Origin of the sequence: Algoriella xinjiangensis (assembly GCF_900115015.1) — a bacterium.
In the GTDB taxonomy this organism is placed as follows: domain Bacteria; phylum Bacteroidota; class Bacteroidia; order Flavobacteriales; family Weeksellaceae; genus Empedobacter; species Empedobacter xinjiangensis.
In genome coordinates this window covers 173349-192787 of the sequence record NZ_FOUZ01000005.1, presented here as the reverse complement: position 1 = coordinate 192787, position 19439 = coordinate 173349, and the positions used below count along the sequence as shown (strand labels likewise).

Annotated in this window: 32 protein-coding genes and 1 pseudogene; 3 read left to right on the top strand and 30 right to left on the bottom strand. The window is 33.4% G+C overall.

All coding sequences use genetic code 11. The features are described from left to right. Positions 1–8 precede the first annotated feature (8 nt). The 28 genes and pseudogenes from rplO to BM072_RS06190 form a co-directional block, all read right to left on the bottom strand. A complete protein-coding gene (gene rplO, locus BM072_RS06320) occupies positions 9–464 on the bottom strand; it encodes a 50S ribosomal protein L15 (RefSeq protein WP_092907652.1) in 456 nt (151 codons plus the stop codon). A 25-nt stretch (positions 465–489) separates the two neighbouring features. Continuing rightward, the gene (gene rpmD / locus BM072_RS06315; RefSeq protein ID WP_092907650.1) at positions 490–669 is read right to left on the bottom strand and encodes a 50S ribosomal protein L30; all 180 of its coding nucleotides are present in this window, start codon (positions 667–669) and stop codon (positions 490–492) included. Positions 670–680: 11 nt separating this feature from the next. After that, positions 681–1202, bottom strand: a complete 522-nt coding sequence (rpsE, locus tag BM072_RS06310) for a 30S ribosomal protein S5 (protein ID WP_092907648.1) — start codon at positions 1200–1202, stop codon at positions 681–683. A gap of 16 nt (positions 1203–1218) precedes the next feature. Then, entirely contained in the window at positions 1219–1572 is a 354-nt protein-coding gene (rplR, locus tag BM072_RS06305; RefSeq protein ID WP_092907646.1) for a 50S ribosomal protein L18, read from the bottom strand. Between the two features lie 13 nt (positions 1573–1585). Continuing rightward, positions 1586–2131, bottom strand: coding sequence for a 50S ribosomal protein L6 (gene rplF, locus BM072_RS06300; protein ID WP_092907644.1), 546 nt, complete (start codon positions 2129–2131; stop codon positions 1586–1588). Between the two features lie 22 nt (positions 2132–2153). Beyond that, entirely contained in the window at positions 2154–2555 is a 402-nt protein-coding gene (rpsH, locus tag BM072_RS06295) for a 30S ribosomal protein S8 (RefSeq protein WP_092907642.1), read from the bottom strand. Positions 2556–2809: 254 nt separating this feature from the next. Next, entirely contained in the window at positions 2810–3079 is a 270-nt protein-coding gene (rpsN, locus tag BM072_RS06290; protein ID WP_092907640.1) for a 30S ribosomal protein S14, read from the bottom strand. 6 nt (positions 3080–3085) lie between these two features. Beyond that, on the bottom strand, positions 3086–3649 hold the full coding sequence (rplE, locus tag BM072_RS06285) for a 50S ribosomal protein L5 (protein WP_092907638.1): 564 nt from the start codon (positions 3647–3649) through the stop codon (positions 3086–3088). A gap of 5 nt (positions 3650–3654) precedes the next feature. Next, the gene (gene rplX / locus BM072_RS06280; RefSeq protein ID WP_092907636.1) at positions 3655–3969 is read right to left on the bottom strand and encodes a 50S ribosomal protein L24; all 315 of its coding nucleotides are present in this window, start codon (positions 3967–3969) and stop codon (positions 3655–3657) included. A 10-nt stretch (positions 3970–3979) separates the two neighbouring features. Continuing rightward, positions 3980–4348, bottom strand: a complete 369-nt coding sequence (rplN, locus tag BM072_RS06275) for a 50S ribosomal protein L14 (protein WP_092907634.1) — start codon at positions 4346–4348, stop codon at positions 3980–3982. Positions 4349–4355: 7 nt separating this feature from the next. After that, complete coding sequence (gene rpsQ, locus BM072_RS06270; RefSeq protein WP_092907632.1) at positions 4356–4613, bottom strand: 30S ribosomal protein S17; 258 nt, start codon at positions 4611–4613, stop codon at positions 4356–4358. A 13-nt stretch (positions 4614–4626) separates the two neighbouring features. After that, the gene (gene rpmC, locus BM072_RS06265) at positions 4627–4815 is read right to left on the bottom strand and encodes a 50S ribosomal protein L29 (RefSeq protein WP_092907630.1); all 189 of its coding nucleotides are present in this window, start codon (positions 4813–4815) and stop codon (positions 4627–4629) included. A gap of 18 nt (positions 4816–4833) precedes the next feature. After that, a complete protein-coding gene (gene rplP / locus BM072_RS06260) occupies positions 4834–5253 on the bottom strand; it encodes a 50S ribosomal protein L16 (protein WP_092907628.1) in 420 nt (139 codons plus the stop codon). 35 nt (positions 5254–5288) lie between these two features. After that, entirely contained in the window at positions 5289–6011 is a 723-nt protein-coding gene (rpsC, locus tag BM072_RS06255; RefSeq protein WP_092907626.1) for a 30S ribosomal protein S3, read from the bottom strand. 4 nt (positions 6012–6015) lie between these two features. Then, positions 6016–6432, bottom strand: a complete 417-nt coding sequence (gene rplV, locus BM072_RS06250) for a 50S ribosomal protein L22 (RefSeq protein WP_092907624.1) — start codon at positions 6430–6432, stop codon at positions 6016–6018. 9 nt (positions 6433–6441) lie between these two features. Next, positions 6442–6720 (bottom strand): 30S ribosomal protein S19, encoded by a 279-nt coding sequence (gene rpsS, locus BM072_RS06245; protein ID WP_019974202.1) that lies wholly within the window; start codon positions 6718–6720, stop codon positions 6442–6444. A 3-nt stretch (positions 6721–6723) separates the two neighbouring features. Continuing rightward, positions 6724–7548 carry a 50S ribosomal protein L2 gene (rplB, locus tag BM072_RS06240; RefSeq protein ID WP_092907622.1) on the bottom strand — a complete coding sequence of 275 codons (825 nt, stop codon included), beginning with the start codon at positions 7546–7548 and terminating at the stop codon, positions 6724–6726. 15 nt (positions 7549–7563) lie between these two features. Further along, positions 7564–7848: a 50S ribosomal protein L23 gene (gene rplW / locus BM072_RS06235; RefSeq protein WP_092907620.1), complete on the bottom strand. Its 285-nt coding sequence runs from the start codon at positions 7846–7848 to the stop codon at positions 7564–7566. Positions 7849–7856: 8 nt separating this feature from the next. Next, positions 7857–8486, bottom strand: coding sequence for a 50S ribosomal protein L4 (gene rplD / locus BM072_RS06230; RefSeq protein ID WP_092907618.1), 630 nt, complete (start codon positions 8484–8486; stop codon positions 7857–7859). Beyond that, entirely contained in the window at positions 8477–9106 is a 630-nt protein-coding gene (gene rplC, locus BM072_RS06225) for a 50S ribosomal protein L3 (RefSeq protein WP_092907616.1), read from the bottom strand. The genes rplD and rplC overlap by 10 nt, the downstream gene beginning before the upstream one ends. 266 nt (positions 9107–9372) lie before the next feature. Next, complete coding sequence (gene rpsJ / locus BM072_RS06220; RefSeq protein WP_019974208.1) at positions 9373–9678, bottom strand: 30S ribosomal protein S10; 306 nt, start codon at positions 9676–9678, stop codon at positions 9373–9375. A gap of 10 nt (positions 9679–9688) precedes the next feature. Then, positions 9689–11812, bottom strand: a complete 2124-nt coding sequence (gene fusA, locus BM072_RS06215) for an elongation factor G (protein ID WP_092907614.1) — start codon at positions 11810–11812, stop codon at positions 9689–9691. Between the two features lie 6 nt (positions 11813–11818). Beyond that, a complete protein-coding gene (gene rpsG / locus BM072_RS06210) occupies positions 11819–12295 on the bottom strand; it encodes a 30S ribosomal protein S7 (protein ID WP_072929391.1) in 477 nt (158 codons plus the stop codon). A 12-nt stretch (positions 12296–12307) separates the two neighbouring features. Next, positions 12308–12691 carry a 30S ribosomal protein S12 gene (gene rpsL / locus BM072_RS06205; RefSeq protein ID WP_092907612.1) on the bottom strand — a complete coding sequence of 128 codons (384 nt, stop codon included), beginning with the start codon at positions 12689–12691 and terminating at the stop codon, positions 12308–12310. A gap of 304 nt (positions 12692–12995) precedes the next feature. Then, positions 12996–13373 (bottom strand): response regulator, encoded by a 378-nt coding sequence (locus BM072_RS06200; RefSeq protein WP_092907610.1) that lies wholly within the window; start codon positions 13371–13373, stop codon positions 12996–12998. Between the two features lie 11 nt (positions 13374–13384). Next, a complete protein-coding gene (locus tag BM072_RS15580) occupies positions 13385–13855 on the bottom strand; it encodes a sensor histidine kinase (protein ID WP_338061008.1) in 471 nt (156 codons plus the stop codon). Positions 13856–13870: 15 nt separating this feature from the next. Beyond that, positions 13871–14431: pseudogene (locus BM072_RS15575) on the bottom strand (histidine kinase dimerization/phospho-acceptor domain-containing protein); the annotation flags it as partial. A gap of 15 nt (positions 14432–14446) precedes the next feature. Continuing rightward, positions 14447–15244, bottom strand: coding sequence for a PAS domain-containing protein (locus BM072_RS06190; protein ID WP_092907606.1), 798 nt, complete (start codon positions 15242–15244; stop codon positions 14447–14449). 216 nt (positions 15245–15460) lie between these two features. Here BM072_RS06190 and BM072_RS06185 point away from each other — a divergent pair, with 216 nt between their 5' ends. The 3 genes from BM072_RS06185 (at position 15461) to BM072_RS06175 (ending at position 18429) form a co-directional block, all read left to right on the top strand. Beyond that, positions 15461–16105 carry a DUF47 domain-containing protein gene (locus BM072_RS06185; RefSeq protein WP_092907604.1) on the top strand — a complete coding sequence of 215 codons (645 nt, stop codon included), beginning with the start codon at positions 15461–15463 and terminating at the stop codon, positions 16103–16105. A gap of 23 nt (positions 16106–16128) precedes the next feature. Next, entirely contained in the window at positions 16129–17235 is a 1107-nt protein-coding gene (locus tag BM072_RS06180; RefSeq protein WP_092907602.1) for an inorganic phosphate transporter, read from the top strand. Positions 17236–17331: 96 nt separating this feature from the next. Further along, positions 17332–18429: an inorganic phosphate transporter gene (locus tag BM072_RS06175; protein ID WP_092907600.1), complete on the top strand. Its 1098-nt coding sequence runs from the start codon at positions 17332–17334 to the stop codon at positions 18427–18429. Positions 18430–18507: 78 nt separating this feature from the next. Here the strand turns inward: BM072_RS06175 and BM072_RS06170 are convergent, their stop codons facing one another. Together BM072_RS06170 and BM072_RS06165 are read right to left on the bottom strand one after the other, a co-directional pair. Continuing rightward, on the bottom strand, positions 18508–18843 hold the full coding sequence (locus BM072_RS06170; protein ID WP_092907598.1) for a hypothetical protein: 336 nt from the start codon (positions 18841–18843) through the stop codon (positions 18508–18510). 172 nt (positions 18844–19015) lie between these two features. Beyond that, positions 19016–19420 (bottom strand): hypothetical protein, encoded by a 405-nt coding sequence (locus BM072_RS06165; RefSeq protein ID WP_092907596.1) that lies wholly within the window; start codon positions 19418–19420, stop codon positions 19016–19018. Positions 19421–19439: the final 19 nt, after the last annotated feature.

Here is a 19439-nt window from a genome sequence, read left to right as displayed (position 1 = left end):
AAAAATTTCTAAGCGTTAATTAATTCTACTTTACCTCCTGCTTTCTCAATAGCTTCTTGTGCTGTTTGAGTATATTTATCAGCAGTAACATTAACTGTAGCTGTTAATTCACCACGACCTAAGATTTTAACTAAGGCGTTTTTGTGAGCTAAACCTAACTGTACTAATGTTTCTTTGTTAAGAGTATCTGTAATTTTGTTGTTATCAACTAATTGTTGAATTGTATCTAAATTGATTCCTGTGTACTCAACTCTGTTGATGTTTTTGAAACCAAATTTAGGTAAACGTCTTTGTAAAGGCATTTGACCTCCTTCGAATCCGATTTTTCTAGAATATCCAGAACGAGATTTAGCACCTTTGTGTCCACGACCTGCTGTCAAACCGTTTCCACTACCTTCACCTCTACCTTTACGGAATTTATTTTTTACTGAACCAGCTGCTGGTTTTAAATTACTTAAATTCATTTTTTAAATCTTTTAAGGTTAGCGATTAAGCTCTTTCTACTACTACTAAGTGTTGAATTTTTCTGATCATACCCTCAATTTGAGGTGTAGATTCGTGCTCAACAACTTGATTCAATTTCTTTAATCCTAAAGCTACTAAAGTTGCTTTTTGAGATTTATCACGGTTGATAGCACTACGTGTTTGTTTTACTTTTACTTTGCTCATGATACTATATTTTAACCGTTGAATACTTTAGTTATTGAAATACCTCTTTGACGTGCAATAGTTTCTACAGAACGTAAGCTTAATAAAGCGCGGAATGTAGCTTTTACTGCATTGTGAGGATTAGAAGAACCTTTTGATTTTGATAATACATCATGTACACCAACTGATTCTAATACTGCACGTACTGTACCACCAGCAATAACTCCTGTACCTTTTGCTGCAGGACGGATAAATACTTGCGCACCACCGAAACGAGCTTCTTGTTCATGAGGAATTGTGTTTCCGAATAAAGGAATACGTACTAAGTTTTTCTTAGCATCTTCGATTGCTTTTGCAATTGCAGAAGCTACATCTTTAGATTTACCTAATCCAAAACCTACTACTCCATTACCGTCTCCAACTACTACGATTGCAGAGAAACCAAATGCTCTACCTCCTTTTGTTACTTTAGTAACACGTTGTACTCCAACTAAACGATCTTTTAAATCTAATCCTGTTGGCTTAACTCTTTCTACGTTTTTAAATCCTAACATAATTTCTTTCTCTTTTTTAGAATTTTAATCCACCTTCTCTAGCACCATCTGCTAAAGCTTTGATTCTACCATGATATATGAAACCGTTACGATCAAAAACTACAGTTTCAATTCCTTTAGCAACAGCTTTTGCAGCTAACGCTTTACCAACAGATGCAGATACATCAGATTTAGTACCTTCTACAGAAACACCTTTTTCACGAGATGATGCAGAAGCTAAAGTTACTCCACTGTTATCGTCAATAATTTGAGCGTAAATTTCTTTATTAGAACGGTAAACTGACAAACGAGGTTTAGTTTCTGTTCCGAAAATATTTCGACGCACGCGTCTTTTTATTTTTTGTCTTTTTTCTACTTTAGATAATGCCATTTTTCAATGATTTTTATGCAGATTTACCTGCTTTTCTTCTAATAATTTCTCCAACAAACTTAATTCCTTTTCCTTTGTAAGGCTCTGGCTTACGGAAAGCACGGATTTTAGCTACAATCATTCCTAATAATTGATTATCGTGAGATGATAATGTAATGATTGGGTTTTTACCTTTTTCTGTTAAAGTTTCTACTTTAATTTCTTCTGGTAATTCCAATACAATGTTGTGTGAGAAACCTAATGACAAATCTAATCTTTGTCCTTGGTTTGTTGCTCTGTAACCAACACCAACTAATTCTAATTGCTTTTTAAAACCTTCAGTTGTACCGATAATCATGTTATTGATTAATGCACGGTATAAACCATGTAAAGCTTTGTTGCTTTTAGCATCATCTGGACGTACTACAGTTAAAACTCCGTCTTCGATTTTTACATCAAAACCTTCGTTTAATTCTCTAGTCATCGTAATGTTGTTACCTTTTACAGTAACTACTTTATCTTTAAACTCAACAGTTGCTGCTGCAGGGATGTTGATTTGGGCTTGTCCTATTCTTGACATAATTTCTTAATTTTTTAAAAGATTAATAAACAAAACATAAAACTTCACCACCTACATTCTCTTGACGAGCTTGTTTGTCTGTCATAACACCTCTAGAAGTTGAAATGATAGCAATACCTAAACCGTTTAATACACGAGGTAAATCTTTAGATCCAGAGTATTGACGTAAACCTGGAGAAGAAGCTCTTCTGATTTTACGGATAGCTGGCTCTTTAGTTACTCTATCGTACTTTAAAGCGATTTTGATAGTTCCTTGAGGTTGATCTTGCCCTTCAAACTTGTAGTTTAAGATATAACCTTGTTCAAAAAGAATTTTTGTGATTTCTTTTTTTAATTTTGATGCAGGGATTTCCACAACTTTGTGTCCTGCCATCATTGCATTTCTAACACGCGTTAGAAAATCTGAAATTGGATCTGTATACATAATAATTCTATAGTATAGACCTTAGAGCCTACTTTTAAAATTAAACTTTAACCTAAAATGCACTATGCATTTGGGTTGCAAATATATTGCATATTTTTTAAATAAAAACTATAAATGCAAATAAAATAATTAAATACCATTGAAACCCAGTTACAACGCCATTTAGATATTTATTTTTTAGTTTTCATCTTATAAAAAAAATCCTTACTCAACTAAATGAGTAAGGATTTTTATATTGATTAGCGATTGGTAAATTACCAAGACGCTTTTTTAACACCTGGGATTAACCCTTCGTTAGCCATCTCACGGAAAGTTACACGAGAGATCCCGAAAGTTCTCATGTATCCTCTTGGACGTCCAGTTAATTTACAACGGTTGTGTAAACGTACTGGTGAAGCGTTTTTAGGTAATTTTTGTAATGCTTCGTAATCACCAGCTTCTAATAAAGCAGTTCTTTTCGCAGCATACTTAGCAACTAATGCTTCTCTTTTGCGCTCACGCGCTTTCATTGATTCTTTAGCCATGACTTCTTATTTTTCTTTAGTGAATGGTAATCCGAATTTAGATAATAAAGCTTTTGCTTCTTTATCTGTATTCGCAGAAGTTACAAATGTAATATCTAAACCTTGGATTTTCTTGATTTTATCAATATTAATTTCTGGGAAGATAATTTGCTCTGTAATACCTAAGTTATAGTTACCTCTACCATCGAAACCTGTAGAAGATACTCCGTTAAAATCACGTACACGTGGTAACGCTGATGCTACTAAACGGTCTAAGAATTCGTACATTTTCTCACCACGTAAAGTTACTTTTGCACCAATTGGCATCCCTTTACGTAATTTGAAAGCTGCCTCATCTTTCTTAGAGATAGTTGCAACTGCTTTTTGACCTGTGATTAATTCTAACTCTTCGATAGCGTAATCAACGATTTTTTTATCAGCTGTAGCAGCACCTAAACCTTGAGATAAAACAATTTTCTCTAATTTAGGAACTTGCATGATTGATTTGTAAGCGAACTCTTCTTTAAGAGCTGCTACAATCTCTTCTTTATATTTAACCTGCGGACGAGGTGTGTATGTAGTTGTACTCATCTTTATTAAATGGTTTTACCCGATTTTTTAGCAATTCTTACTTTTTTACCATCCTGATCTTTGATCGCTACTTTCGTTGCTTTTCCTGTTTCAGGATCTACTAAAGCCAATTTGCATAAATAGATTTGAGCTTCTTTCTCTACAATTCCACCTTGTGGATTTTGTGCGCTTGGCTTTACTCGTTTTTTTGCGATATTAACCCCTTCAACGATAGCTTTAGCTTTGTCAGGGAATACGCGTGATACCGTACCAGTTTGTCCTTTTTGAGAACCTGATAATACGACTACTTTGTCTCCTTTTTTTATTTTTAACTTTGCCATGTTGTTATGATTATAATACCTCTGGGGCTAATGATACAATTTTCATATATTCCTTGTCACGTAACTCACGAGCAACTGGACCGAATACACGAGTTCCACGCATTTCTCCTTGAGTGTTCAATAATACACATGCATTATCGTCGAAACGGATATATGAACCGTCTTTTCTGCGAACTTCTTTTTTAGTTCTAACTACAACAGCTTTTGATACAGCACCTTTTTTAACGTTTCCGTTTGGAGTTGCATCTTTAATAGCAACAACGATTTTGTCACCTACTGATGCGTATCTTCTTTTAGTACCACCTAAAACGCGAATTACTAATGCTTCACGAGCTCCTGTGTTATCTGCAACTTTTAATCTAGATTCTTGTTGTAACATAACTTTATTATTTAGCTCTTTCTATGATTTCTACTAATCTCCATCTTTTGCTTTTAGACAAAGGACGAGTTTCCATGATACGCACAGTGTCACCTTCGTTACAGTCGTTAGTTTCGTCGTGCGCTGTATATTTCTTCGTTTTTACAACGAATTTCCCATAGAATGGGTGCTTTTGTTTTTTAGTTTCAGCAACAACAATGGTTTTTTCCATTTTGTTTGAAGTAACTAAACCTACTCTTTCTTTTCTTAATTGTCTTTCCATCAGTTACAGATTGCTGTTATGATTTTTTTTCGTTTAAAACGGTATTCAAACGAGCAATTGTCTTACGTAATTGTCTGATACCGATTGGATTTGCCACAGGAGAAACTGCATTTGTCAATTTTAATTGATCATAGTTTGCTTGCTCTTCAGTAATTTTTACTTGTAACTCCTCTACACTTAGATTTCTAATATCTGCTGCTTTCATTTTTTCTTAATTTTTTAATTAATTTTGGAAATCACGTGCAACGATAAACCTAGTCTTAACAGGTAATTTCTGAGCTGCTAAACGCAATGCTTCAGTAGCAACCTCTAATGGCACACCTCCTACTTCGAATAAAATACGACCTGGTTGTACAGGAGCTACCCAATATTCTGGTGCACCTTTACCTTTACCCATACGTACCTCTGCTGGTTTCTTAGTAATTGGTTTATCTGGAAATATTTTAATCCATAATTGACCTTCTCTCTTCATACAACGAGTTGCTGCAATACGAGCAGCCTCGATTTGACGAGCTGTTATAAATGCTTCGTCTAAAGATTTAATCCCGAAAGTCCCGTAAGCTAATTCAGTTCCTCTGTGAGAAACTCCTTTCATCTTACCTTTTTGGGTTTTTCTAAACTTTACTCTTCTCGGTGATAACATATCTACTTAATTCTTTATGTTAGTTTAAAACTAAATTATCGCTTTCTATTATTAGATCTTTCACCTCCCTTTCTTGCGTTGTCAGATTTCTTTTGTTTCTTCTGTAATCCAACTAAAGGAGATAATTCTCTCTTACCATATACCTCACCTTTCATAACCCAAACTTTGATCCCTAAACGACCGTAAGTTGTGTGAGCTTCTGAAATGTGATAATCAATGTCTGCACGGAATGTAGACAAAGGAATACGTCCATCTTTATAAGTTTCTGAACGTGCCATCTCTGCACCGTTTAAACGACCAGAGATTTGAACTTTGATTCCTTCAGCGTTCATTCTCATTGCAGTCGTTATAGCCATTTTGATTGCACGACGGTAAGAAATACGATTTTCTATTTGTCTTGCGATACTATCACCTACTAAGATTGCATCTAATTCTGGTCTCTTAATTTCAAAGATATTAATTTGAACCTCTTTACCAGTGATTTTCTTTAATTCTTCTTTTAATTTGTCAACTTCTTGTCCACCTTTACCAATAATGATACCTGGACGAGCAGTAGTTACAGTAACTGTAACTAATTTTAAAGTACGATCGATGTAAATACGAGAAACTCCGGCTTTAGATAAACGCGCTCTTAAATAAGTACGAATTTTTGCGTCTTCTGCAATCTTATCACCGTAATCATTTCCACCGTACCAGTTAGAATCCCATCCTCTGATGATTCCTAAACGATTTCCGATTGGATTAGTTTTCTGTCCCATATTCTTAATCTTGTACTTTTTGTTTATCTTCTTTAGTTCCTAAAACCAAAGTTACATGGTTTGAACGTTTTCTGATTCTATGTGCTCTACCTTGAGGTGCAGTACGAATTCTTTTCAATTGTTTTGCACTGTCAACAGAGATTTCCTTAACATATAATCCAGCTTCTTCTACATCTGCTCCTTCGTTTTTGTTTTGCCAGTTAGCGATAGCGCTTAATAACAATTTTTCTAAACGAATAGATGGATGATTTTTAGTATATTTTAAAATACCTAAAGCTTTTTGAATTTCAACTCCACGGATAATATCTACAACTAACCTCATTTTACGAGGAGAAGTAGGAACATTATTTAATTTCGCAGAAGCTACCTGTTTGTTAGCTTCTTTGATTCTTTCGTTACTTAATCTTTTTCTAGATCCCATGGCCTTCTACTATTTTTTTCCTTTGTTTTTAGCTCCGGCATGACCTCTAAAAGTACGTGTTGGAGCGAACTCACCTAATTTGTGACCTACCATATTCTCAGTAACATAAACAGGGATAAATTGTTTCCCGTTGTGTACTGCGATTGTTTGACCAACAAAATCTGGAGAAATCATTGATGCTCTAGACCAAGTCTTAATGACGTTTTTACTACCGCTTTCTACGTTAGCAAGAACTTTCTTTTCTAATTTATAGTGGATGAATGGTCCTTTTTTTAGTGAACGTGCCATAAATTATTTTTTTCTTCTTTCAACAATATATTTGTTAGACGACTTCTTTTTAGCTCTGGTTTTGTAACCTTTTGCTGGAATTCCGTTACGAGAACGAGGAATACCTCCGGTTGCACGACCTTCACCACCACCCATTGGGTGATCTACAGGGTTCATAACCATTGGACGTGTTCTAGGACGACGACCTTGCCATCTAGAACGTCCTGCTTTACCAGAAACCTCTAATTGATGGTCTGTATTAGAAACAACTCCTACAGTCGCTTTACACTCTACTAAAATCATTCTCGATTCACCACTTGGTAACTTAACGATAGCATATTTACCATCACGCGCAACTAATTGTGCGTAAGTACCTGCACTTCTAGCCATTACTGCTCCTTGCCCTGGACGTAACTCTATACAAGAGATTACTGTACCTAATGGCATGTTTTTAAGTTTCATAGCATTACCTACTTCTGGTTCTGCGCTGTCTCCTGATACAATCACTTGACCTGCTTTTAAACCATTTTGAGCAATAATATAACGTTTTTCACCATCTTCATAAGACAATAAAGCGATGAATGCAGTTCTGTTAGGATCGTATTGTACAGATTCTACAGTTGCAGCACCTTCTTTATCACGTTTGAAATCGATGATACGGTATTTTTGTTTGTGTCCACCACCGATATAACGCATTGTCATTTTACCAGTGTTGTTACGTCCACCCGATTTAGATTTTCCTTCAACTAATGTCTTTTCCGGCTTAGCATTTTTATCTACTGCCGCAAACTCATTAACCACTCTAAAACGTTGTCCCGGGGTGATAGGTTTTAATTTTCTTACTGACATTTTTTAATTCTTAAATTATCCGAACAACTCTATTTCTTGACCTTCAGCTAAGCTAACGATCGCTTTTTTCAATTTATTTGTTTTCCCAGTTTGGAAACCTGTTTTTGTATAACGAGTTTTTACTTTTGGTGCAGAAACTAAAGTGCTTACAGAAACTACAGTTACACCGTAAGTTGTTTGTATAGCTTCTTTAATTTGTAATTTATTAGCTTTAGTGTCTACATAAAACGAATATTGCCCTAATAATTCACTATTACTAGTTGCTTTTTCTGAAATTACTGGTTTAATTATTATTCCCATTTCTCGTCTTATTTACTTAAATTTTCTTGAACAGTTGCTAAAGAACCTTCTAAAAATACAATTTGAGAAGCGTTAATTAAATCATAAACATTTAACTCAGATGTAGTTACAACTTTCGTTTTTTGTAAATTACGTGATGACAAATATACATTATTATTTGCTTCACCTAATACGAACAACGTTTTTTTGTTGTCTAATCCTAAGTTAGTTAAAAGAGAAATAAACTCTTTTGTTCTTGGAGCTTCGAATGTAAAATTCTCTACAACTTTGATTTCGTTCTCAGCTAATTTTTGTGATAACACAGATTTTTTAGCTAATCTCTTTTGTGTTTTATTGATTTTGAAAGAGTAGTTTCTTGGACGTGGTCCAAAAACTCTACCTCCTCCACGAAACACAGGAGATTTGATAGAACCAGCACGTGCTGTACCTGTTCCTTTTTGTTTTTTGATTTTACGAGTTGATCCCGCAATTTCAGCTCTTTCTTTTGCTTTGTGAGTTCCTTGACGTTGAGCAGCTAAGTACTGCTTAACTTCTAAATACACAGTGTGCGTAGAAGGCTCAATTCCAAAAACTGCTTCGTCTAACGAAACTGTTCTTCCAGTCTCTTGACCTTTGATGTTTAATACTACTACTTCCATCTTCTAACGATTACGTATGAATTTTTAGGACCTGGGATAGCTCCTTTAATAACTAAAAGATTTTTCTCAGAATCAACTTTAAGTACTTTTAGGTTTTGAACAGTAACTTGTTTACCACCCATTCTTCCAGCCATACGCATTCCTTTGAATACACGAGAAGGATCAGAACCAGCACCAATAGAACCTGGGGCTCTTAAACGGTTGTGCTGTCCGTGAGTAGCTTGACCTACACCGGCAAATCCATGACGTTTTACAACACCTTGAAATCCTTTACCTTTAGAAGTACCTGTTACACTAACAAATTCACCTTCGTTGAATAATTCAACGTTAACAACATCTCCTAAGTTTAATGATTCTACGAAAGCATCTCCGTAAAATTCAACTAACTTTCTTTTTGGAGTACTACCTGCTTTTTTAAAGTGACCTTTTAAAGCATTAGTCGTGTTTTTTTCTTTTTTGTCATCGAAACCAAGTTGAGCAGCAACGTACCCATCTTTCTCTAAGGTTCTGACTTGAGTAACCGCACATGGGCCAGCTTCTACGATAGTCACAGGAATATTTTTCCCGTTCTCATCAAATAAGCTAGTCATCGCGATTTTTTTACCAATGATACCTGACATTTGATCTTATTATGTTAATAATTAATTTAAATATTTCTGAGAATGTTGAACTTAATCAACTAGAGATCTTCTCTGAAATTAGCATGCAAATGTATGAATTATTTTGTAAACCACAAATTTTCAAGTGATTATTTTAGAAAAGATTATAATTCCGCTTGTACAGGAATTAGACCATTCAAAAATAAAAACTTAAAAAATTCATACTTATAAAAAATCCTCGAGATGTGCACGTCTCGAGGATTATATGTTTTAAAGTTAGTGGATAACTAAACTTTAATTTCTACTTCAACACCACTAGGTAATTCTAACTTCATTAAAGCATCTACTGTTTTAGATGAAGAAGAATAAATGTCTAACAATCTTTTGTGTGCAGATAATTGAAATTGCTCACGAGATTTTTTGTTAACGTGTGGAGATCTTAATACTGTAAAGATTCTTTTGTGAGTTGGTAATGGAATAGGACCATTAACTACAGCACCTGTAGCTTTTACAGTTTTTACGATTTTCTCAGCTGATTTGTCAACTAAACTATAATCGTAAGATTTTAATTTTATTCTAATTTTTTGACTCATTTTTCTTGAATTAAGCGTTACCTTTTGCTTTAGCGATTACAGCTTCTGCAACGTTTGTTGGTGCAGGCGCATAGTGATCAAACTCCATCGTAGATGTAGCACGACCAGAAGATAATGTACGTAATGATGTAACATATCCGAACATTTCTGCTAATGGAACCATAGCTTTAATAACTTTTGCGTTATTTCTATCATCCATACCAGAAACTTGTCCACGTCTTCTGTTTAAGTCACCTACAACATCTCCCATGTTTTCCTCTGGAGTTAATACTTCTAACTTCATAATTGGCTCTAAAATTTGAGCTCCGGCAGCTTTAGCAGCAGCTTTATACCCCATTTGAGCAGCTAATTCGAAAGATAAAGCATCAGAATCCACAGGGTGGAAAGATCCGTCTTTAACTGTAACTTTTAATGAATCCATTTCGAATCCAGCTAAAGGTCCATTTTTCATGGCAGCTTTAAATCCTTTTTCGATTGAAGGGATATATTCTTTAGGAATGTTACCACCTTTAATAATAGATTCAAATTCTAATCCAGATTTTCCTTCTTCTGCTGGTCCCATTGTGAAAACGATATCAGCAAATTTACCACGACCACCTGATTGTTTTTTGTAAACTTCACGGTGTTCTGCTAATTTAGAGAAAGACTCTTTGTATTCTACTTGAGGCTCACCTTGGTTTACTTCAACTTTGAATTCACGTCTTAAACGGTCAACAATAATATCTAAGTGTAACTCACCCATTCCAGAAATAATAGTCTGTCCTGAAGCTTCGTCTGTCTTAACTACAAATGTTGGATCTTCTTCAGCTAATTTAGCTAAAGCCATACCTAATTTATCAACATCAGCTTTTGTTTTTGGTTCAACCGCGATACCAATTACTGGATCTGGGAAGTCCATAGACTCTAATACGATAGGTGCTTTTTCATCACATAAAGTATCACCTGTTTTGATGTCTTTAAATCCTACTGCTGCTCCAATATCTCCAGCTTCGATTCTATCGATAGGCTCTTGTTTGTTTGCATGCATTTGGAAGATACGAGAGATACGTTCTTTGTTTCCTGAACGAGTATTTAATACGTAAGAACCCGCATCTAATCCTCCAGAGTAAGCTCTAAAGAACGCTAAACGACCTACGAAAGGGTCAGTAGCGATTTTGAATGCTAACGCAGAAAATGGCTCATCAACAGCTGGTCTACGAGAAGTAGGCTCATCTGTTTTAGGGTCAATACCGTGAATCGCTTCTTTGTCCATCGGAGATGGTAAATAACGACATACAGCATCTAACATAAATTGTACACCTTTGTTTTTAAACGAAGATCCACAAGTCATTGGGATGATAGACATATCTAATGTTGCAGCACGTAATGCAGCGTGAACTTCTTCTTCAGTAATAGAGTTTTCGTCCTCCATATACTTCTCTAATAAGTTCTCGTCATACGCAGCTACTTCTTCAATTAATTGACCGCGGTATTGTTTAACTTCGTCAACCATTTCGGCTGGGATGTCAACAATATCAAAAGTAGAACCATGATTTTCATCATGCCATACAATTGCACGGTTTTTAATTAAATCTACAACTCCTCTAAAGTCTGCTTCTTCACCAATTGGTAAAACGATAGGAACAGCATTTGAACCTAACATTTCGCGTACTTGACGACAAACATTTAAGAAATCAGATCCTTGACGGTCCATTTTGTTAACGAAACCTAAACGAGGAACTTTATAGTTATCTGCTAAACGCCAGTTTGTTTCAGACTGAGGTTCAACTCCATCTACTGCTGAGAATAAGAAAACTAAACCATCCAATACACGTAAAGAACGGTTTACCTCTACTGTAAAGTCAACGTGACCAGGAGTGTCGATAATATTAAAGTGATACCCTTTAGCGTCTGGTAATGGTTTACCTTGTTCTGTTGGGAATGTCCAATCTACAGTTACAGCTGCAGAAGTAATTGTGATACCTCTTTCTGCTTCTTGTTCCATCCAGTCAGTAGTTGAAGCACCTTCGTGAGTTTCTCCAATTTTGTGATTTTTACCTGAATAAAATAAAATACGTTCTGTAGTTGTAGTTTTTCCTGCATCAATGTGTGCAGCAATACCAATATTTCTAGTATATAATAAGTCTCTTGCCATTTCTTACTAGAATCTAAAGTGTGAAAACGCTTTATTAGCTTCTGCCATTTTGTGAGTATCTTGACGTTTTTTAACGGCAGATCCTTCTTCTTTAGCTGCAGCAATGATTTCACCTGCTAATTTTTGAGCCATAGATTTCTCATTTCTATTACGTGAGTATTTGATTAACCACTTCATAGCTGTAGAAATTTTACGGTCTGGACGAATTTCCATTGGAATTTGGAATGTAGCACCACCAACGCGACGAGAACGTACTTCTACGTGAGGCATCACATTTGATAAAGCTTCTTTCCAGATATCCACTGAAGATTTTTCAGCATCCTCTTTACGAGAATCAACGATTTCTAATGCATCATAAAAAATTTTAAATGCAACAGATTTTTTACCGTCATACATTAAATTGTTCACGAAACGTGTTACTAACTGATCATTAAATTTAGGATCTGGAAGTAAGGGTCTTTTTTTTGCTCTTGTCTTTCTCATTTCTCCTTAAATTTATTTTTTAGCATCTTTAGGACGTTTCGCTCCATACTTACTTCTACGTTGAGTACGTCCGCTTACTCCCGCAGTATCTAACGCACCACGAACAATGTGGTAACGTACACCTGGTAAATCTTTAACTCTACCACCTCTAACCAATACTATCGAGTGCTCTTGAAGATTATGTCCTTCACCACCGATGTACGCGTTAACTTCTTTTCCATTTGTTAATCTAACACGCGCTACTTTACGCATTGCTGAGTTAGGTTTTTTTGGAGTTGTAGTGTAAACACGTGTACAAACACCGCGGCGTTGTGGACATGATTCCAATGCAGCCGATTTACTCTTCTTGGTTAGTTTTTTTCTACCTTTTCTAACTAATTGTTGAATTGTTGGCATACTAATTATTTCCTTTTAAATTTGGATTAAACCCATTTTTTGGGCATGCAAAACTACGAATAATTATTACAAAAAAAAATAAATATGAATTTATTTACACTGATTTATAAAATCTTATCAAGTTTTGACCTAAAATTTACATTATTATTAATTTGATTTATTAGTTAACTCAAAATCACAATAAACCATTTTTTATCAAATAATTAATTATTCTTTTGATTGTTTCATTTTTACTAAAATATGTACAAAAAATAAAAAGCTACTCAACGAGTAACTTTTTATTCAATTATTTTGTTTTAAAATTCTAATTATGTGTAAAACGATAAATTTTTTCTAAAATTTCTTCTAACTCAAATGGTTTTGGAATAAAATCGTCGGCTCCATTTTCAAAAGCAGAATTAGATAAACCTCTACTTGCAGACATAATCAAAACTGGAATTGATTTTAGAGAATCATCTTCTTTTATCAAACGACAAAAATCTCGACCATCTTCTCCATTTATCCACATATCCATCAAAACCGTATCGGGCATTGATTGATTTAATTTTAGATTATTCAATAATTCAGAACCTTTCTCAAATTTCTTTACTTCATACCCTTCCATATTCAACAGAATTTCTAGCGAATCTAGAATTGCGGGGTTATCATCTACAATATGTATTTTTTTTGGTTGATTATTCATAAAACGAGGAATTATAGGTTAGTAGTTGTAATGGGTAGCTCAAAACAAAAATTAGACCCTTTTCCTTCTTCGGACGTTACATAAATATTACCATGACTTCTTTTTATAATTTCTGATGAGATATATAAGCCCAAACCAAGCCCAGAAATGGTCTTTTCGTACTTACTTTCTACTCTCATATATTGATCAAAAACTTTATCAATTTTATCAGCAGGAATTCCAATTCCGAAATCTTGCACAACAACTTTTACATTTTTATCCGCTTGAAAAACTTTTATCAAAACACGATTATCATCTGGCGAATATTTAATTGCATTACTCATTAAATTTGTCAATACTTGCCCAATTCTATCTCGATCTCCAAAAATTTTTCCAGAAGATTCTATTTCTAAAGTTATTTTATGATTCGTCGACATTTGTTGTTCTTCGGTAATTTCAAGAACCAAATCTGCCAATTCAAATTCTTGTTCTTGAAGCAACATTTTGCCGTTTTGTATTTTGGTCACATCTAATAAATCTGTAATCAGATTATTTAACTTATTAATTTGCGCTTCCATTTTATGCGCCAAATCTGCATTTTTTAAATCGCCTTGCTTTTTCAAATTCATTTCGATAAACTGCGAATACAATTTCAAACTCGTTAACGGCGTTTTTAATTCGTGGCTCGCAATTCCTAAAAAATCATCTTTTTGTTTTTGCAACAATTTAAAATCATCAATATCTGTAGAAGTTCCAATCCAGATTTCAATTTCGTTGTCCGAATTATAAACTGGAGTTCCTCTTGCTAAAAACCATTTGTATTCTGCAGGATTTTCAGAAACTCTTAGCTGATATTCTATTTCGTAAGCTTTATTATTTGCGACACAATCGTGCCAAAAATAAAAAACTTTGTCGTGATAATCTGGATGCAATAAATCCCAAAACGTATTATTTGGATCACTATTTTCTGGCAATCCAAAATAATTAAACCATTTTTTATTAAAATAAGTTACAATTCCATTTTTATCGGCTGTCCAAATAAATTGCGGCATAAAATCGGCAAGCGTTATAAACCTTCGTTCATTTTCTTCTAATTATTCTCGCGCAATAACCAAATCCGTTACATTAACCGAAATAATGACAACTGCATAAACTTTTCCGTTTCTATCTTTTTTAGGTTTAAATGATAAATTGAGGTAAGAAACGATTAATTGTTCCTTTATATAATATTCAATTCTAAATTCACTTTCCGAATGTAATTTTCCACTTCTATAAACTTCTTGGTATAATTTGATGAATTGCTGATTCATTTCTTGCGGAATAACATCCACAAATCTTTTGCCCAAAACATCTAATTTTTTACCAAGCGTGCGCATCATTTTATTGTTCATAATCTCGATAACCGGATCTTCGCCCGACAAAATAATTGTTGAGCAAGGCGAATTCGAAATAACATCATCAAACTCCGAAGTAGAATCTAAAATCATTTGTCTGTAAAATTCTCGATCCGCAATTTCGGTTACCGAAACATTTACACCAACTACATTGAATGATTTTTCATCAAGAACAGCTGTAAAAATGATATCAAAATAATTTTCTGATAAATAATCTGGATTCGTGTAATAATAGATTTTCTTAACAACGCGCGAACTTTCTTTAGACGTAAATATTTTTCGCAACAAACCAAGAAATTCTTGCTTTATCAATTCCGATGCAATCAAGTCAAAACATTGTCCAATTTGGTTTTGGTCTAATCCTCCAACTTTCAAGAATTGATTGTTTGCATAATCTAAAATCAATTCTTCTCCTTTAAAAAAAGCTAATCCGATTGGAGATTGATCTAAAATTTGATGGAGGTGTTTTATTGATTTAGTTTCAGGTATATCTTTCATTAAAAAAATTAATAGAGAGTTTTTGGTTGATAAATGTAATTATTTTATCGTCAATACTAAAAAATTTTAAACATCTTAACACAATCACATCTTATTTAAAATCAGCAAAAAGAAGCGAAATAAATAATTAAATAAATGACTTATTGTTATGAAAATATTTATTTAATGTTAATTTTACATTAGAAAAATTAATTTTGCACCACAAAACATTAGTAGATGTCAGTAAACTCTTTTTTTAAATTATTTACTCCGAAGGATAAAGTTTTCTATCCTTTGTTTGAGGAAGCTTCAAAAAGTTTAATCAAATTAGCAGAATTGCTACACGAATGCGTAAACGCACCGTTAGAAGAACGCGAAGATTATATCGCTCAAATCTCTAAACTTGAAAGTAAGATTGAGTATTTAACTCAAAAAACAAACTTAGAATTAAGCAAGAATTTTATCACTCCTTTTGATAGAGAAGATATTTACTCTTTGGTAAAATCGATCGATTATGTTGCGGATAACCTTAATGGTGCTGCAAACAGAATCAATATTTATCAAGTAGATAAAATTACAAAATCTATCCGTAAAATTACAGCTGTTAACTTAGAAGCTTGTCAATTAATTGGTGAAGGAATTGACCAATTGAAAGATTTTAAAGATTTAAATCGTGTTTACGAAATCTGTGAGCGTATCAATAAATTAGAAAACAAATCTGATCGTATTTTTGATAAAGCAGTTCAAGAGATTTTTGAAAACGAAACGGATGCTAAAAACATTATTAAGTACAAAGAAGTTTTATCATCTTTAGAATCTGCAACAGATAAATGTAAAAGCGTTGCAAATGTTTTAGAAGCTGTAGCTGTAAAATATTCATAAAATTAGCTCAAAAAAATTAAGAAATGACTGAATTTTTTGATGCACTTGGGCACATGATGTCGTCGACACCTGGAATTATTTTAATCTCGATTATTGTACTTTCTTTTGTTTTTGACTACATCAATGGATTTCATGATGCTGCGAACTCTATTGCAACCATTGTTGCAACTAAAGTATTAACTCCATTTCAGGCAGTTTTATGGGCCGCTGCATTTAACTTTGTAGCCTACTTTATATCTGTTTATTGGATTGGAGAATTTAAGATTGGTAATACCATTGCAAAATCTGTAAATGAAAACTTTATTACACTCGAAGTTATTTTATCAGGTATTATCGCTGCCATTTCTTGGAATTTATTAACATGGAAATTTGGTATTCCATCATCATCATCGCATACATTAATTGGTGGTTTTGTTGGTGCAGCACTTGCACACGCAGGTGGTTTTAATGCCGAAGGAGAATCTGTTATTGTTTATAGTAAAGTAATTCCAATTATCTTATTCATCTTTATGGCGCCGTTAATCGGTATGATTATCGCCTCTATCTTAACAATTATTATTCTTAATATTTGTAAAAATGCGAAACCTGCAAAAGCCGAAAGATGGTTTAAACGTTTACAACTTGTTTCATCTGCCCTATTCTCTTTAGGACATGGTATGAATGATGCACAAAAAGTAATGGGTATTATTGGTGCTGCGGTAATTTTTTACCACATGAACATCGATTTTGATCCTGCTTATGTAAATGCAGAAGATAAATTTCAATATTTTGTTGGACATTGGGGTTGGGTTCCAATAACATCTTTCATTGTTATCGCATTAGGTACAATGGGTGGTGGTTGGAAAATCATCAAAACAATGGGATCTAAAATTACAAAAGTTACGCCATTAGAAGGTGTAGCTGCTGAAACTGCCGGAGCAATGACACTTTATATTTCTGAGCATTTCGGAATTCCAGTTTCTACAACACATACCATCACAGGTTCTATAATTGGTGTTGGATTAACAAAACGTGTTTCTGCGGTTCGTTGGGGAGTAACCATTAGTTTACTTTGGGCATGGATATTAACTATACCTGTCTCAGCAATTGTTGCAGCATTAATTTATTATTTTATTACATTATTTATCTAAATAAATATCAAGGAGCTTTTTATAAGCTCCTTTTTTATTGGAAATAAAATCTAAAAAAATCCAATAATAAATAATAGAAAGCTATAAATTTGCACCATGCATTTAACTGTATTATTTATCATTATCGGACTTGCAATCTTGTTCGATTTTTTAAATGGTTTTCATGACGCTGCAAATTCTATTGCAACTGTTGTTACAACAAAAGTACTTACACCATTACAAGCTGTTATTTGGGCAGCATTTTTTAATTTCGTTGCGTTTTTTATCGCAAAATACATTATCGGAGAATTTGGCGTTGCTGACACAATTGCCAAAATCATTAAAGAAGATGTGGTGGTTGCCTTTGGCGCAAATCCATCTGTAGTTGTAATTGCTGCACTTTCTGCCGCAATTGTATGGAATCTTTTAACTTGGAAATTAGGTATTCCTTCATCATCATCGCACACCTTAATTGGTGGTTTAGCTGGTGGTGCATTAGCTGCAACGGGTTACGATTTTTCTGCAATTAACAGCACAATCATTCTTACCATTATCGCGTTTATTTTAGTTGCACCAATTATTGGATTAATTGCGGGTAACATTATTTACATCATTACACTTAATCTTTGTCGGAATGCAAAACCACACAAAGCAGATTCTTGGTTTAAGAAATTGCAATTGGTTTCTTCTGCATTATTAAGTATTGGACATGGTCTTAATGACTCTCAAAAAGTAATGGGTGTTATTACATTTGCATTGTTGGCAAACCAAACGGCTATTCTAAATACTGATATGGATAGTTGGATTTTGAATGATGTTTTTCATTGGAAAAATTGGTTTATCACAACAAATAGTAAAGACATACACGATTGGGTTCCGATTGTTTGTTTCTCTGCAATTGCATTAGGAACATTGGGTGGTGGAATGAAAATTTTGAAAACAATGGGTAATAAAATTACAAAAATTACACCTATTGAAGGTTTTACAGCACAAACCGCTTCTGCTATTACATTGTTTTTTACGGAGCATATCAAAATGCCGGTTTCTACAACTCACGTTATCACAGGATCTATAATTGGTGTAGGAATGGTGAAACGTGTTTCTGCGGTTCGTTGGGGTGTTACAATCAGTTTGCTTTGGGCTTGGATTTTAACTATTCCAGTTTCTGCATTACTTGCAACAGCATTTTATCATCTTATTATACTATTCTTTTAAAAAAATAACTTTAAATAAACACAAAAGGCAAACCGAGGTTTGCCTTTTGTGTTTTATGATATTGTGAATAATTATAATTTAGAACTGGTCATTAAACTGAGTAATCATGAGTTCTGGTTTCTCTGTTGAATATTTAACCATTACACTGTCTCCTTCATTTATATCAACTTTCTCATTCATTCCATCAGATTCTACATAAGATTTACCATTTACTATATATCTAACATCTATAAATCGACCTTTATAAACTGTTTTTTTTACAACTATACCTTTAGTATATTCAAACGATTTATTAATTTGATCTATATCATTTAATTTTGAAGTTCTTAAATAATAATAAATAGAACCTACTATAGGAATTATTGATAGTATTATTAAAATTGTTAAAATCTTATTTCTTATATTTTTTGTCATAAACCAAAAGGTTTTGCTGCATTTAAATATTTTTCATTTTCTTTATCTTTAGGTGTAGATTTATTAAATTACTCCAATTTACATTACTTGCAACAGCATTTTATCATCTTATTCTTCTAAAAAAACTTTAAATAAATACGTTGTGTAAAAACAACATTTCTGGAACATTGCCCTAACTAACAATATTTTTTATATTTAATTCTATCTCCTTAATTATTCCATTTAAATTATCTATCATTTCCAAAGCTTGCTCCTGTTTATCTAAAACTATATAAGTAAAACTAATTAAACCTAACCTATATTGTAAGTCATAAGGATAATACTTAGTAAGTAATTTGTATATGTATTGAATATCTTCTAAATTAAACGTTTTTAAAAATTCTTCATTTTCTATAAACTGTAATTTATCAGCAATAAAATCCATAATAGTGGGTGTTGTAATTATAGTTTTATCTATTAATTTTAATTGTTCGAGAGTATAATCATTTGTGAAATTTTTTCTTAACTCAAACAATGTTAAAGATATTGATTCTTGATTTTTATCAAATTGGTCAATTAAATCTTTTATATCTATCATTTATTTTTATTTTACCAGC